Here is a 15,930-nt window from a genome sequence, read left to right on the forward strand (position 1 = left end):
AGTTGTAAACCTAGTAAACCAAGAAAGGTAGTTTTTAAATGGAAATTCAAAAAAGTCTGATTAAAATTAATCAAAACTTTTCAAATAAAGAAGAGGCCATAAAATATTGTGGAAGTTTGTTGGTTGATGGAGGTTATGTCAAACCTAACTATATCTCAGCAATGATTGAACGAGATAGAGAATTGTCAGTCTATATGGGAAACTTTATTGCAATTCCTCATGGAACTGATGAATCAAAAAAAGAAGTTTTAAAAACAGGAGTAGCCATTGTTCAAGTTCCTCGTGGTGTAAACTTTGGAACAGTAGAAAATCCTAAGATAGCAACAATGCTATTTGGAATTGCGGGGATTAAAGAGGAGCATCTTGAGCTGATTCAAAAAATATCAATTTTTTGTGCGGACGTTGACAATGTTGTAAAACTTGCTGATGCTCAGACAATCGAAGAAATTGCAAAATACTTTGAAAATTAATTAAAAAATGGCACAGCTTTTAGTGCCATTTTTTATATTTACCAGCATAATGTAAAAGCTTACAATTGCTTATATAGAGGGATTTTAGAGGATTCTATTTGAACTTTTACTTTCTAAATAAAGGAGCAGTAAGTAAGATGAAAAAAGCAGTACATTTTGGTGCAGGAAATATTGGACGTGGTTTCATAGGTGAAATTTTGAGTAAAAATGGATTTGATATTCACTTTGTTGACACAAATAAGTCTATAATTGACGAACTTAATAATCGACATTCTTATGAAATTGGGATTGCAAGTAGTGAACATGAAAAAATTTCTGTAAAAGCTGTCTCTGGTATTAACAATAGTGAGAATCCTGAGGCAGTCATTGAAGCAATTGCAAAAGCTGATATTCTAACAACAGCGATTGGTCCTAATGTCTTGCCTTATATTGCTGAGCTTATTGCAAAAGGACTTCAGAAACGTAAGGAAGAAAAGGTTCAGAGCCCGTTAGATATTATTGCCTGTGAGAATATGATAGGGGGCTCTGAATTTTTGGAAGAAAAAGTGTCCGATTATCTGTCGGAATCTGATAAACTTTATCTTTCTAAATTTATTGGTTTTCCTAATGCTGCAGTTGACCGTATTGTTCCTGCTCAAAAACATAAAGATGTTCTCTATGTTGAGGTAGAACCTTTTAGTGAGTGGGTAATAGATGCAAGTCATTTAAAAAATAAAGGAATCAAACTTGAAGGAGTTCATTATACAACTGACCTCGAACCATTTATTGAGCGTAAACTTTTTTCTGTAAACTCAGGACATGCTGCAGTTGCCTATTCTAGCGCATATAAAGGTTATAAAACAATATTAGAAGGTTTACAGGATGAAGAAATTTTGAATATCCTAAAAGCAGTTCAAAAAGAAACACGCGCTTTACTTTTATCAAAATGGGCTCAATATTTTAAGCAAGATGAGTTAATTAAATATCATGAACTAATCATTTCTCGCTTTTCTAATCCAGAAATTATTGATGAAGTGTCACGCGTGGCAAGAACACCTATCCGGAAATTAGGATATGATGAACGTTTTATTCGTCCAATAAGAGAATTAAACGATCGTAAGCTTTCTTATCAAAATCATCTAGATATTGTTGGAAAAATTTTTGCTTACCATGATGAAAATGATGCTCAAGCCATTCAACTCCAAGAAAAACTAAAAATAACAGAACTCCCAATGCTCATTGAAGAAGTGACTGGTATAAGCAATCAAAAGTTGATTTTGGAAATCGAAAAGGTTATTAATCACTATAAAAAATAAAATTTGGGAGAGATGATGATTTTTTATTAATACAATTTATGATTCAAAATTTAACCGCTTTCTATTGAAAAAAAAGATAAAAAGTGTTATTATAGAATCATAGAAAAAGCACTGGAATGTGCGAGCTCTTTCATTTTTTTGACCGACTATATTTGTATTGCATAGGGGTTCATGAGACATTCGGTAGCGTAATACCTCGAACGAAAGTAGGGGAAGCTGATGCGAAGCGAGAACACCCACCTGGCGTTTTAGCGGGTTCAATACACGGAAGAGCATACGGCATTCAATCAGTGTTTTTTTGTATATCAAAAATTAGACGAAGCAATAATAAATCTGGAGCTATGAGACTGTATATTTAAATAGAGCTACGTTTGAGTTTTAGAGTTGTTTTTGCATTCATTTATTAACAATTTTTGTTAATTTATTCGTTGGATAATTTTTGTAGAATAAAGATACCTCAAATGTGTAGACCTTACACGAATAATAAAAGGTCAGTCTAACTTTGTTTGTACCTAGATATGTACTTCAAACTATCTTTCGATTTTGAAAGCCCATAGTTTAACTTCTATGGGTTTTTTGTTTGTAAAAGGATATGAATCTAAAAGGAGTAAAGATTTATGCTGATTAGAAATTATGAATCAAAAGATTTAGATGAAGTTATTAATCTGTTTAAAAACACTATTTTTGAAGTAAATATTTCTGATTATACTTTGGAACAGATTAAAGCTTGGGTTGACGTTGACACAAAGTTATTTGATGATAATCTTGGCAAAACCTACGCCAGAGTCATTTCTAATCATGAGCAGATAGTAGGATTTGGTAACATTGATGATAAAGGATATATTGATTTATTTTATGTCAGTGCAGATTATCAAAGGCAGGGAGTAGGGCAAAAACTTCTAAATGATTTAGAAAAAAGCTCGAATTATACTAGTTTTATGGTTAATTCATCTATTACTGCTAAGCCCTTCTTTGAAAAAATGGGCTATAAAGAAACAAAAAAGAACTGTGTACACTTGCGAGGGCAAGATTTTGTTAATTTTACTTTAAAAAAGTTGTTGAATAAAGTTGATTTTATTTAACAACTTAAAATAATGTTCAGGCACTGAGACACGTAAAAAGCTGATAGGAATATTGTTATTATGACAACGAAAACAGTTAACAAACATTTGTTTGTCTGGTTAGGAAGTTTTCTATTTGGGGGATTTGGGGTTGACCGTTTTATGCGAGGACAAATTGGAGTGGGGATTTGTAAATTATTATTCAACTGGGCTACTTTTGGCATTTGGTCTTTTGTCGATTGGATTGTAGCCTTGGTCAAGGCTTATAGTACTTACAACGATACTGAAGATATTACATTTATTAATGGTGGATATTCTAGATAAAAGCTCATCTATTTGAGTTATTTCTCAAATTTCTTTTAGAAGTTTATAAATAAAAAATAGACCAATTATTGGCCTATTTTTTATTTATTTTTATCAACTAAATCTAAAAGGAATTCATTGACACTTGGGTAAATGGCTTCTTCACCAACCATGCTAATAAGTCCAGTTCTCTTAAATGATTCTTTTAATTTAGGATTCATTGAGGCGAAGACGATTTGGCGTTCTTCCTTATGAAAAATACTGTAAATATCAATCAATAGTTTTATAGAAGTAACGTCAATCATCGGTACACCTCTTAGAGAAAGAACAACATTAGTATTTGCTGGAAGTTCATCAATTGCTTGTTTTAACTTGCTACTATTTAAAAAGAAAAGCGGGCCAGAGATATAAATAACTGTCCAATCAGTAAATACTTCATGATGATTTTGACTGATTCGATCGGGTTCAATTTGTGAACTATTAATCTCAATTTGGGAAATTTTTACGATAAAGAGTAAGAAACCAACAATGATTCCTGCTAATATTGCAGTACTTAAATCGAAAATAACAGTGATAATCATCGTTACAAAAAATTCGATGATTCCACTTTTTAATTTATTTTTGAATAAGAAACGAATGGCTTCCCACTCGTTCATTCTTACGGCGGTCATGATAAGAACACCAGCAAGGGCACTTAGTGGAATATGAGTCATAAATGGTGCAAATAGAAACATGGAGAGGAGAAGAATAAGGGCGTGAATAATACCAGTTAAGCGAGTTTGAGCACCTGCTTTTATAGCTACACTTGTTCGAGCAATTGCGGCTGTTGCTGGAATTCCTCCGAAAAAGGGAATGAAAATATTTCCGATTCCTTGAGCAACGAGTTCTTGGTTATTGTCCATTGGGTGATTGGTTGCACGGCCTGCTGAGGCACCACAAAGGAGACTTTCGGTCATTCCAAGTACGGTAATGCTTATGGCTGGGATAAGTAGAGTTTTCATGTCTTGAAGATTCAATTCAGTCAAACGTAGATGAGCTTGGGGAATAAGGGTGGTTGGAATTTTTCCTACTAAAAGAATATCTAGTTTTAGGGCAAGGACTGCTAAAGTTGACAGAAGGATAGCCAACAATGAAGCTGGGAATTTTTTACCCCATGATTTAGGATAGAAAATCATTAATAAGATTGTTAAAAGTCCAATAATTGTTGAAGGATAATCAATGTGTAAGCCAGAGATAAATTTCATTAAATCAAAAAAAGAACCTGTAAAATGTTCTATTCCGAAAAAGTTTTTAATTTGTCCGCTGGCAATGATGATGGCAATACCAGAAGTAAAACCTGTTATTACTGGTGAGGGAATAAGTGAAATTAAATTTCCTAAACGGAAAATACCAGCGAGTAATAGAAAGATTCCTGCCATAAAAGTAGCAATAAATATTCCATTCATTCCGTATTTACCAATGAGTGAAATTAAAATAGCCGCCATTGCTCCTGTTGGACCAGAAATTTGATAGAAAGCTCCAGAAAGTGAGCTAATAATTATACCTGCAACAATGGCTGTTATAAGTCCGGCTGCGGCTGTTGTACCACTTGATACACCGAAGGCAAGGGCTAGAGGGAGGGCAACGGCGGCTACAGTAATTCCCGCCATCAAATCTTGTAAGAATTTTCGTCGGTTGTAGTCTTTGAATTCTGAGTTAATAATACCTAAAAATTGTTTAATCATAATAATTCCTTTAATTTTTTATCACAATATTCTATGATAACAGAGATGAGTAATCATATCAAATAATTATCGGAATCGAAATGAAATCAAGATTAGGTAAATTTCTTGTAATTAAAAAACCAGAAAATAAATTTATTACTAATATCTAATGAAAAATTGAAGGATAACTGCTAAAATAATGATAGAGATTTTATTAGGAGAGGAAGATAATGATAATTAAAACAATAAATTTGGAAAACTATAAAGAAGTTACTGAACTTATTCGTGAATCTTTTAGTCAGTCAGAACATGGTTATGGTAATGAGGCTGAACTTGTTGATAAAATTCGTAATGAAGAAGGTTATATCAAAGATTTGGAAATTGTTGCTTTTGAAGATGGTAAAATCGTTGGTCACGGTCTTTTGAGTGAGGTAGAGATAGTAAGTGACTCACAAAAATTCAAAGGTTTGGTCTTAGCTCCCCTTGATGTTTTAACTACTTACCAAGGTAAAGGAATTGGGGCAGCAGTATTATTGGAACTTGAAAAAAGAGCAAAAATTTTGGCTTATCCGTTTATTAGTATTTTAGGACATGAAACTTATTATCCTAAGTTTGGTTATGTACCAGCAAGTCAATATCAAATCAAAGCACCCTTTGAAGTCCCTGATGAGAACTTTATGATTAAAGAATTAACTGACGGTGGCTTAGAAGGAAAATCAGGAGTAATTCACTACTCAGAAGCCTTTAACTAAGTAACAATTTTGTTTAAAACTCTTTGTTAGTAACTCTATATTTAAGACTTAAATAATAAAAATTCTTGCATTTTGGTCTATAAATCGGTATAATAAGCTAGTAAGTTGGCCCGGTAGCTCAGTTGGCTTGAAGCACTGCTTCAAGGTTGCGGATAGAAAAATTGCGAAGCAATTTATCATTACTACCACAGAATTTTAGAATTCTAGAAGTGGTCACAAAATATTCAACTTTTTATAAGTTGGCCCGGTAGCTCAGTTGGTAGAGCAGTAGACTCTTAATCTATGGGTCCAGGGTTCGAGCCCCTGCCGAGCCATAAATAGTAAAAGCACTCTAAATTTTTAAAAGTTTAGAGTGCTTTTTTTACTGACAGAAATCTGTCAGTAAAGTAAATAGTCTGAAAATAGTGTATAATATTGTCAAAAGATTTCTGTCAGTAGAACAGGATGTAAGTAGAGGATGTTTTATGGATTTATTAAAAAAATTTAACCCTAATTTAGATAAAATTGAAATTTCATTGATTCGTCAGTTTGACCAACAGGTTTCATCTATTCCTGATATTATTAAGTTGACTTTGGGAGAACCTGATTTTTATACGCCTGAGCATGTTAAACAAGCAGGGATTGCGGCGATTGAAAATAATCAAAGTCATTATACTGGAATGGCTGGTTTACTAGAACTACGTCAGGCAGCTAGTGAATTTATGAATAAAAAATATGGTTTATCTTATGCAGCAGAAGATGAAATTTTAGTTACTGTTGGAGTAACGGAAGCCATTTCTAGTGTTTTGTTGTCAATTTTAGTTGCTGGTGATGAAGTTTTGATTCCCGCGCCTGCATATCCTGGTTATGAGCCATTAATTACGCTTGCTGGCGGTTCTTTGGTTGAAATTGATACAAGAGCTAATGATTTTGTTCTTACGCCTGAGATGCTTGAACAAGCGATTGTCGAGCGTGAGGGAAAAGTTAAGGCCGTTATTTTGAATTATCCAGCAAATCCTACAGGGGTAACTTATAATCGGGGGCAAATTAAGGCTTTAGCTGAAGTTTTGAAAAAGCATGAAGTATTTGTGATTGCTGATGAAGTTTATTCTGAACTAAATTATACTGACCAACCGCATGTGTCAATTGCTGAATATGCACCTGAGCAAACAATCGTACTTAATGGTTTATCAAAATCGCATGCGATGACTGGTTGGCGGATTGGATTAATCTTTGCAGCGCGTGAATTAGTGGCACAGATTATTAAGACTCACCAATATTTGGTGACTTCAGCTTCAACTCAGTCACAGTTTGCAGCAATTGAAGCTTTGAAAAATGGTGCTGATGATGCTCTTCCGATGAAAAAAGAATATCTTAAACGTCGTGATTATATTATTGAAAAGATGTCAGCCCTTGGTTTTAAAATTATTGAACCAGATGGAGCTTTCTACATTTTTGCAAAAATTCCAGTTGATTTAGAACAAGATTCATTCAAATTTGCTGTGGATTTTGCAAAAGAAAATGCAGTTGCCATTATTCCTGGTATCGCTTTTGGTCAGTACGGTGAAGGATTTGTCCGCTTATCTTATGCGGCTTCAATGGATATGATTGAGCAAGCAATGGCAAGATTGACGGATTATGTGACTAAAAAACGTGGCTGAGGAATCGGTCAGTAAAATTAAAAATCATTGATAACAGTTAGAAGAGTTGTCAGTGATTTTTTTGATATAATGAAATAAAATATCGAAAGGAGAAAATCATGCGTGATGCCGAAACTCAAGGTCTAGTGCTTTACAGTCGTAATTACAAAGAAAAAGATAAATTGGTCAAGATTTTTACAGAGTCTTTTGGTAAACGGATGTTTTTTGTCAAAAATTTTGGAAAATCCCCTTATGCTAGTTCCTTACAAGCTTTTACTGATGGAAAATTGACGGCAACGATTAATGACGGGGGATTTTCTTTTATCGAGGATGTCAGTGAAGTGGTCGTTTATAAAAATATTAGTTCAGATATTTTCATCAATGCTCATGCTTCTTATATCATAAGTTTAGCTGATGCGGCCATTTCTGATAATCAATACGACCCAGGGCTTTATGGATTTCTAAAGCGAAGTTTAGAGCTTTTAGATCAAGGATTTGATATGGAAGTCGTGACTAACATTTTTGAATTACAAGTTCTTCATCGTTTTGGGATTTCTTTGAACTTCTCAGAATGTGCATTTTGTCATAAAAACGTTGGCCCCTTTGATTTTTCTTATAAATTTAGTGGCTGCCTTTGTCCCCAACATTTTGATGAAGATTTACGACGAAGTCATCTTGACCCAAATGTGATTTATTTGGTCAATCTTTTTCAAGAAATATCTTTAGATGAACTCAAAAAAATCTCGATAAAAGCAGATATGAAACTAAAAATTCGTCAATTTATTGATGGGCTTTATGATGAATATGTCGGAATTCATCTCAAATCCAAAAAATTCTTGGACGGAATGTCTGGTTGGGCAGATATTATGAAATAAATCTGTGGATAAGTCGCTAGAAGTTCTGTCAGTAAATTTATCCACAGTGGAAAACTTAAAATTACTGACAGAAACCTCTAAATATTTCTGTCAGTAAAAAATGAGGATAATTTATGGACTCAAAATCATGGGGAAGAGTTTTTCGTGAAATTCGCGAAATGAAAAATTTGTCATTAGCCAAAGTTGCAGGAGATTATGAGAATTCACCAAATTTTATTACTTCAAAGCAACAAGTTTCACGTTTTGAACTTGGTGAATCTGATATCACACTTACAAAAATTTACTGACAGATTTTCCGTTAGTAAATTTATCCATAGAAAAAATCACTGACAAATCTGTCAGTGATTTTTAATTTTATTAAACGTGAATTGGTAAGCCATCAGCCAATTCAGCTGTATCCATAATCGCTTCACCAAGTGTTGGGTGAGGTTGGATAGTCAATGAAATGTCTTTAGAAGTCAATCCATTTTCAATCGCTAGTGACAAACCAGAAATCAAGTCAGATGCACCAGGGCCAACGATTTGAGCACCGATTAAGGCCCCTTCTTTAGTTTCAGTAATCAAACGTAAGAAACCAGTGGTATCATTCATTGAAATGGCACGGCCATTTGCAGCAAATGGGAACTTAGAAATTTTAACATCTTTACGGTCTTTAACTGATTCAGGCGTTTCTCCAACTGTTGCCAATTCAGTTGTTGTATAAGCTACAGCAGGCAAAGCAACGTGTAAGTCCACGTCGTCCTCAGCTCCAGCAATCGCAGCAGCAGCAACTTTAGCTTGGAAAGAAGCTTTGTGAGCGAGCATTGGACCAGGAACCACATCACCGATTGCATAAATGTGAGGAACATTAGTTGCATAAGAATCGTCAACTTCAATCAAACCACGGTCAGTCAATTTAACATCAGTGTTGTTCAAGCCGATTAAATCAGTATTTGGACGACGTCCAACAGAAACGAGTAAGTAATCACCAGTCACTGTTTGTTCTTTTCCATCAACTTCAAAAGTTAATGTTACATCTTTGTCAGTTTGAGTAGCTGATTTAGCCATTGCTGAAGTAAAAATTTCAGAACCAGCAGATTTAACGCGATTAGCAATGATATCAGACATTTCTTTATCAAAACCGTTTAAAATGTGGTCCAAACCTTCAACAATTGTAATCTTAGAACCGAGCATACGGTAAGCTCCACCAAGCTCAGAACCAATAACTCCTCCCCCAACAATAATCAAATGTTTAGGAACTTCTGGAAGTGACAAAGCACCAGTAGAGTCAATAATGCGACCACCAAATGGGAAAGAAGGAATTTCGATAGGACGTGAACCAGTTGAGATAATCACATCATTAAATTGCAAAAGTTGGAACCCATCTTCTTGTTCAACATTTATTGTATTGTTATCAATAAATTCTGCAGTTCCTTGAATCACGTCAACTTTGTGTTTTTTAAGTAGCATTTTAACGCCACCTGTCAACTGGTTGACAACTTTATCTTGTTTCCATTTTTGGGCAGATTCCCAGTTTAATTTAACATTTCCGACAGAAAGACCAAAAGGATTTTCTCCTTTTTCTTCCTCCAAAGATTCTTGGTAATGATGACCAATATTAATCAATGCTTTTGATGGGATACAACCAATATTTAAACAAACCCCACCAACATTATCTTTTTCAATAATTGTAACTTTTTTACCAAGTTCAGCCGCACGGATGGCTGCAACATAACCACCAGGGCCTGAACCAATAACAACCAAATCAACTTCTGTTGCTTGTGCACCAACAACCATAATATATCCTCTTTCTTGTAAACATTAGTGTCAACTTGAATTTACAATACTGTAAACTAGTTTTTTAAATCTATGACAGAAAGAAACGAAAACAATATTTTTCCGTTCCTTTACTAATAAGACAATTAGCGAGTATCCCCTAGGGGACTCGCCTGTAATAAATAGATGCTTTAGCACCATTTATTACAGCCTATTAGATTTCCATAAGCATGAACTCAGGGTCAGCCAATAGAGATTTCAAGTAGTTAAGTGATGTTTGACCCAACATCCCATCAATCAAACGGTGGTCATAAGTCATAGACAATTTCATGTTTTGTCCCACAACGATTTCGCCTTCACCATTAACAATTGGTTCTTTAACGATTGAACCCAGTCCTAAAATTACGACATCAGAACCATTAATGATTGGTGTAAACCAAGAACCACGAGCAGATCCAATATTTGAAATTGTAATTGTTGAACCTTGCATTTGTTGAGGTTTAAGTGTTCCTTCTCGTGTAGCAGTAGCTAATTCAGCGATTTCTTTAGCAATCTCAAGAATTGATTTAGTTTCAGCTTCATGAATCACTGGAACGTACAAACCAGTTGGAGCATTTACAGCGATTCCAAGGTTGACATGTTCATGATAAACAATTTCTTGTTTTTCATAGTCAACAGAAGCATTGATATCTGGGAATTTATGAGCAGTAGTAGCCAAAGCTTTAGCAACATAAGCAAGATAAGTTAATTTAATATCTTGTTTTGCAGCAATTTCTTTAAAGACAGCACGATGTTTCACGAGTTTAGAAACTTCAACTTGGTCAAAGTTTGTTACTGGTGGAATGTGTGTATGTTGAGCAGTCATGACTTTAGAAACAACTTTACGAGTTGGATTCATTGCTTCACGTCGATCACCAGCCCCTGCTTTAACGCTTGGCGCTTTTTCAGCAACAGGAGCAGCTGGTTTATCAGCCTTAGGTGCTGGAGCAGCTTCTGGTGCTGTTTGAGCGATAGGAGCGGCACTGCCAGATTCAAAAGCTTTAACATCGGCCAACGTTGTGTGACCGTGACGACCAGTTGCAGGAACTTGACTTAAATCAATACCAGCCTTGCGTGCATAATGACGAACAGAAGGCATCGCAAGAATGTGACCAGTAGAAGTTGTTTTAGTCAATGGAGCATTTGCAGGAGTAGCTGCTTTAGGTGCTTTAGGTGCTTCTGCGACTGGAGCAGGACTAGCAGCTGCTGGAGCAGCCCCATTTCCATTGTACTCAATCAAAGGAGCCCCAACTTCTACAGTTGTTCCAGCTTCAACGAAAAGTTTAGTGACTTTTCCAGAATATGGAGAAAGAATTTCTTGCATGAGTTTATCATTTTGAACCTCTGCAACAGGATCATCTTCTTTAATTTCGTCTCCAACTTTAACTAACCAGTTGGCGATATCTCCTTCATGCATTCCTTCACCAATATCAGGCATCGTGAAGATTTGAGCTTCTTCAGAAGGTGAATCAGTTGTAGCAGTATCAGAACCAGCTGTTTCTTGAGCAGCAGGAGCAGCTGCAGAAGAGCCTGAACCGTCACCATCAAACTCAACCAAAGGAGAATCAACTTCTACGGTTGTTCCAGCTTCAACGAAAAGTTTTGTTACGGTACCAGAATAAGGAGAGAGAATTTCTTGCATAAGTTTATCATTTTGTACTTCAGCAATTGGGTCATCTTCTTTAACAACATCTCCAACTTTAACTAACCAGTTGGCAATGTCTCCTTCGTGCATTCCTTCGCCAATATCAGGCATTTTAAAAATCTCAGTCATAGTCAACCACCTCTTTAACTTTATTCACAATATCTTCAGCTTTAACTGCCCAGTCATTTTCTGCTTGTGCAAATGGGAAAATTGAGTCAGGACCACTAACACGTCCAATTGGCGCTTTAAGGTTCAAAACAAAACGTTCTGAAATTTCGGCCATGACATTCGCTGCGATACCGGCTGTACGTTGAGCTTCTTGAACAACGACCACACGTCCAGTTTTTTCAACTGTTTTACCAATTGACGCAATATCAAGAGGAGCAACTGTTCTGAGGTCAAGGACTTCAGCTTTAATTCCATCTTTTTCGAGTTGTTCAGCAGCTTTAAGAGCAAGTGGAACTGTTCCACCATAAGCAATGATTGAAACATCAGATCCTTCTTTAGCGACTGCAGCAGTATCAAGTGGTGTAGTATAGTAACCTTCAGGAACTTCACCTTTAAGCGAGCGATAAAGGTGAAGGTTTTCAAGGAAAATAACAGGGTCGTTATTTTCAATTGAAGCCAGCAATAATCCTTTAGCATCAGCTGGATTTGAAGGCATTACAACACGAATTCCGGGGATTTGTGAAAATAGCCCTTCAATTGAATCCGCGTGCATTTCAGGCGTTTTAGTTCCGATTCCGTAAGGTGTACGCACGACAATATTATTTGAACGTGTGTTATTAAAACGATAACGTGTCCGGCTCATTTGTCCAGCAATTGAGTCGAAAACTTCAAAGATAAAGGTTCCGAATTGGATTTCCATAATGGGGTGGAAACCTTGTGTTGCAAGACCAATTGCCATTCCACCAATTCCTGATTCAGCAAGTGGCGTATTGAAAACACGATCTTCTCCATATTTTGCTTGCAGACCATCAGTAGCACGGAAAACCCCACCATTTTGTCCAACGTCTTCACCAAAAATGAGTGCATCTTTATCTTTTTCAAGCGCCAAATCAAGCGCTTCTGTAATTGCTGCAATATAAGTTTTTACTGCCATTCTTATTTGCCCTCGCTTTCAAATTTTGCAATTTGTTCTGCCATTGCTTGGCTTGGCACTTCAAGTGTATTTTTAATGAAGCTAGAAATTTTTTGTTTTTCAACATTGTTGGCTTTCTTAATGTCGGCATCAATACCTGCATCAAGTTCAGCAATATAAGCTTCCTCTTTCTCTGTATCCCAAAGTCCTTTTTCAGTCAGGAAATTACGCATGCGAACGAGAGGTTCTTTTTTCCACCAAGCTTCAATATCTTCTTTAGTACGATAGCGAAGTGGGTCATCACCAGCTGTTGAGTGTGGTTCTAAACGGTTTGTAATTGCTTCAATAACAACTGGACCATTTCCAGCTACTGCCCAAGCACGAGCTTCTTTAGAAGCAAGATACATGGCAATCGCGTCCATTCCATCAACTACGATAGAAGGAGCACCTGCGGCCCAACCTTTAGCAGCTAAATGAGGAGCAGCACTTTGGAGACTACGAGGCGTCGAAATTGCATAGCCGTTATTTTGGATAAAGGCAACAAGTGGGGCTTTATAAGCTCCAGCAAAGTTAATTCCTTCATAAGTATCACCTTGTGAAGAACCACCATCACCAGTGTAAACGAAAGCTACAGCATCTTTTTTACGTTTTTTGAGTCCGAGTGCGACACCAGCAGCTTCAACGTATTGAGCACCAATGATAATTTGTGGGAACCATGAGTTTACAGGTTTACCATCATCGGTAGTGTACTCATTACCAAGTTGATGTCCACGAGACCAAAGAAGACCTTTCCAAATTGGCCAACCTTTTGCGTAAATTTGTGGCAAGTCACGGTAACCTGGGAAGAGCCAGTCTTCGTCAGTGAAAGCGAATGATGAGGCCATTTGAGAAGCTTCTTGACCAGCGTGAGGTCCAAAGAATCCCATACGTCCTTGTTTAGCTAATTTCATTGAACGAATGTCAACTTGACGTGCAAAAAGCATACTTTTAAAGAGTTCAACGAGTTTTTCATCAGAAAGTCCTGCACGTTTAAGACCATCTTCGTCAACAATTTTTCCTTCTTCGTTAAGAATTTGAAGCATTGGAAATGTAGTGTCTTGCAGTTCTAGCTGCGCTTTGAAATCTAAGATTTGTTCTGAATTTGACATAATAGATTCCCTTTCTATTTTATGTGTCTATAATTAGAAATTTATCATTTTTTGGAGAAATTTCCTAAGGTTATGCTTGTGAAATAACTTAATCTGTTCGGTAGTCAGCTTTGAACATTTCAGAAAGTTCAGTATTTTGAATTGTTCCAAAATATTGTCCTTCTTTATTTGTTTCAAGGACTTCAAGAATTGCTGAAGGTTCAAATTCAAGACCAATAAATTGCTCTTTGATATCTCGCCAATCTCGAACGCCTAAGAAATCTCCTTGGAAATTAATTTCAGTGATTTTACCATTTTCGACATTGACTTGAATATCAATAGCTCCGCCGGTAAATTTAGCGTGATTTTGGAAGGAGAATTTTGGTGATTCGCCATAATTCCAATCCCAAGTCGCAAATTGCTCATCTCGTATTTTTTTGATTGAGCTAAGTTGGTCATCAGTTAAAACTAATTCACCATCTTTTCCTTCGTCTGTGAGATAGTATTTTAATGCGTCAATAAAACTATCTAAGGTTAAGTCCTCAGGGGCAAAATCTTTGATATTTCCCACACGAGCGCGAACTGATTTAGCTGCTTTACTGACAAATTTTTCATCAGAAACATTGAGAGAACGAATCATTGCTTCAACATCAGTGTCCCAAAGGAGGGTTCCGTGATGCATCAAATAACCTCCGGCATAGCGTTGGGCATTTCCCGAAATCTTTTTACCCTCAACTTCAAGGTCATTGCGTCCAGTGATTTCAGCTTTGATTCCAACAGCATGGAGTGCTTCATACATCGGTTGAACAAATTTTTTAAAGTTGACAGAGCCAGAATTTTCGACAGGAACAAAAAAGGTGAAACAGATGTTTCCTTCATCATGATAAACTGCACCACCGCCAGATACTCGACGAACAACTTGAACATCATGACTGTCAATGTAGTCTTGATTCACTTCAGCAAAAGTGTTTTGGTTGCGCCCCACAATAACTGCACGTTTATTTTGCCATAAAGCAAAAACAGGCTCAGTTGGTTTTAGGTGATAAAGTAGCCAGCTGTCCATCGCGATATTTGTGTAAGCGTCTTGACCTAGATAGTTAATAAATTGCATGTTTATGCATCCCTTCCAAATCCTTGTGCTTATTTTGTCAAACAAGTTTGATAAAATAACACGCACGATTTAATTATACCCTTTGTGAAACAAAATGTAAAGAGAAATGTTTTACGCTTACAATTACTGTACTATGTGATTTTCACCTCAAAATATTGTGAAATAGATATCATTTGTGATAGATGAAAAAAAGACCAGTCTATTTTGACTGGTCTTGGATTTCTCGACGAATTTCGAGGGCACGTTCCGGAAAATCGGTGATGATTCCAGCTACATGTTGTTGAAAAGCTTGTCGTATTTCTGTTTCTTGATTAACTGTCCAAAGACGAAGGGGTCTTTTTGAACTTTTGAGAAGAAGTGGGTGCTTGAAGGCGTAGGTTCTTCGGGGATGAATTCCTGAAATAAAATCTGTTGAGCTGCCTTTATAATGACTTTTTAGGGTCAAAAGATTTTTTGTCAGATAATTAACCTCAGCCTTTGAATCAAAAGTGTGTATTTTTTTTAATGAATCGAAATTAAACGAACTATAAATATAGCTAAAGGGCCATTTAGTTTCTGTCATTAAGTCTGAGAGTTTTTTTTCAATTCCGGGATAGTCAAATTTATCAGTTTTAATTTCGATATTTAAATAACCAGTAAATGATAGGTCTGTAAGTAATTTTAAAACCTCTGACAAAGTTGGAATTTTTTCGTCAGTAAATTTTGGATTGAACCAAGAACCAGCATCAAATTTCTTTAAATCTATAGCATTCATATTTTTGACAAGACCTTTACTATTTGTTGTCCGGTCAATTTTCTCATCGTGAATAACAATTAATTCATTATCGAGTGATAAGTGGACATCAAGCTCAATTCCGTCAGCATGGACACGAACAGCTTCATGAAAAGCGGCCAATGTATTTTCTGGACAGTTGGATTTAGAACCACGATGAGCAAAAACCAATGTTTTAGAAGTGAGGCTTGGCTTGAATTTCAAATTGTTTTTGATTTTATTTCTGTCAAGAAAATCATGAAGTTTAAAAACTATTTTTGTGAAGCCGGACATTAGTCACTTCCTTTCGATTTGGGAATGATTTTTACTGACAAGGCCATAA

At 36.0% G+C, this 15,930-nt stretch carries 15 protein-coding genes and 1 tRNA gene; 9 read left to right on the forward strand and 7 right to left on the reverse strand.

The features are described 5' to 3' along the window. Window positions 1-38 precede the first annotated feature (38 nt). From MKX45_RS01555 to MKX45_RS01575, 4 genes are all read left to right on the forward strand, one after another. Window positions 39-470 (forward strand): PTS sugar transporter subunit IIA, encoded by a 432-nt coding sequence (locus tag MKX45_RS01555; protein WP_003132182.1) that lies wholly within the window; start codon window positions 39-41, stop codon window positions 468-470. Between the two features lie 137 nt (window positions 471-607). Then, entirely contained in the window at window positions 608-1,765 is a 1,158-nt protein-coding gene (locus MKX45_RS01560) for a mannitol-1-phosphate 5-dehydrogenase (RefSeq protein WP_128267419.1), read from the forward strand. 617 nt (window positions 1,766-2,382) lie between these two features. Continuing rightward, window positions 2,383-2,847, forward strand: coding sequence for a GNAT family N-acetyltransferase (locus tag MKX45_RS01570; protein ID WP_057719887.1), 465 nt, complete (start codon window positions 2,383-2,385; stop codon window positions 2,845-2,847). Window positions 2,848-2,907: 60 nt separating this feature from the next. Then, window positions 2,908-3,150, forward strand: a complete 243-nt coding sequence (locus tag MKX45_RS01575) for a TM2 domain-containing protein (protein ID WP_012896919.1) — start codon at window positions 2,908-2,910, stop codon at window positions 3,148-3,150. Between the two features lie 80 nt (window positions 3,151-3,230). Here MKX45_RS01575 and MKX45_RS01580 read toward each other — a convergent pair whose 3' ends face one another. Beyond that, entirely contained in the window at window positions 3,231-4,853 is a 1,623-nt protein-coding gene (locus MKX45_RS01580) for a SulP family inorganic anion transporter (RefSeq protein ID WP_128267420.1), read from the reverse strand. A 209-nt stretch (window positions 4,854-5,062) separates the two neighbouring features. Between MKX45_RS01580 and MKX45_RS01585 the strand changes: the two genes are divergently transcribed. The 5 genes from MKX45_RS01585 to MKX45_RS01605 all read left to right on the forward strand — a co-directional run bounded on the left by MKX45_RS01585 (window position 5,063) and on the right by MKX45_RS01605 (window position 8,365). After that, on the forward strand, window positions 5,063-5,584 hold the full coding sequence (locus MKX45_RS01585; protein ID WP_057719883.1) for a GNAT family N-acetyltransferase: 522 nt from the start codon (window positions 5,063-5,065) through the stop codon (window positions 5,582-5,584). A gap of 241 nt (window positions 5,585-5,825) precedes the next feature. Beyond that, window positions 5,826-5,898 (forward strand) — tRNA-Lys (locus MKX45_RS01590). Window positions 5,899-6,048: 150 nt separating this feature from the next. After that, window positions 6,049-7,224, forward strand: a complete 1,176-nt coding sequence (locus MKX45_RS01595) for a pyridoxal phosphate-dependent aminotransferase (protein ID WP_128267421.1) — start codon at window positions 6,049-6,051, stop codon at window positions 7,222-7,224. A gap of 98 nt (window positions 7,225-7,322) precedes the next feature. Next, window positions 7,323-8,078, forward strand: a complete 756-nt coding sequence (recO, locus tag MKX45_RS01600; RefSeq protein ID WP_015425615.1) for a DNA repair protein RecO — start codon at window positions 7,323-7,325, stop codon at window positions 8,076-8,078. A 113-nt stretch (window positions 8,079-8,191) separates the two neighbouring features. Continuing rightward, window positions 8,192-8,365, forward strand: coding sequence for a helix-turn-helix domain-containing protein (locus MKX45_RS01605; protein WP_223247194.1), 174 nt, complete (start codon window positions 8,192-8,194; stop codon window positions 8,363-8,365). Between the two features lie 70 nt (window positions 8,366-8,435). Here MKX45_RS01605 and lpdA read toward each other — a convergent pair whose 3' ends face one another. From lpdA to MKX45_RS01635, 6 genes are all read right to left on the reverse strand, one after another. Then, window positions 8,436-9,854 carry a dihydrolipoyl dehydrogenase gene (gene lpdA / locus MKX45_RS01610; protein ID WP_010905074.1) on the reverse strand — a complete coding sequence of 473 codons (1,419 nt, stop codon included), beginning with the start codon at window positions 9,852-9,854 and terminating at the stop codon, window positions 8,436-8,438. 193 nt (window positions 9,855-10,047) lie between these two features. After that, complete coding sequence (locus MKX45_RS01615; RefSeq protein WP_128267422.1) at window positions 10,048-11,646, reverse strand: 2-oxo acid dehydrogenase subunit E2; 1,599 nt, start codon at window positions 11,644-11,646, stop codon at window positions 10,048-10,050. Then, complete coding sequence (locus MKX45_RS01620; RefSeq protein ID WP_057719875.1) at window positions 11,639-12,619, reverse strand: alpha-ketoacid dehydrogenase subunit beta; 981 nt, start codon at window positions 12,617-12,619, stop codon at window positions 11,639-11,641. Before MKX45_RS01620 ends, MKX45_RS01615 begins: the two co-directional genes overlap by 8 nt. A gap of 2 nt (window positions 12,620-12,621) precedes the next feature. Further along, window positions 12,622-13,746, reverse strand: coding sequence for a thiamine pyrophosphate-dependent dehydrogenase E1 component subunit alpha (locus MKX45_RS01625; RefSeq protein WP_010905077.1), 1,125 nt, complete (start codon window positions 13,744-13,746; stop codon window positions 12,622-12,624). 88 nt (window positions 13,747-13,834) lie between these two features. Beyond that, window positions 13,835-14,836, reverse strand: coding sequence for a lipoate--protein ligase (locus tag MKX45_RS01630; protein WP_010905078.1), 1,002 nt, complete (start codon window positions 14,834-14,836; stop codon window positions 13,835-13,837). Window positions 14,837-15,035: 199 nt separating this feature from the next. Then, window positions 15,036-15,881, reverse strand: a complete 846-nt coding sequence (locus tag MKX45_RS01635; RefSeq protein ID WP_340816731.1) for a glycerophosphodiester phosphodiesterase — start codon at window positions 15,879-15,881, stop codon at window positions 15,036-15,038. Window positions 15,882-15,930 lie beyond the last annotated feature (49 nt).

Source organism: Lactococcus sp. FSL W8-0209, from assembly GCF_038006585.1.
In the GTDB taxonomy this organism is placed as follows: domain Bacteria; phylum Bacillota; class Bacilli; order Lactobacillales; family Streptococcaceae; genus Lactococcus; species Lactococcus lactis.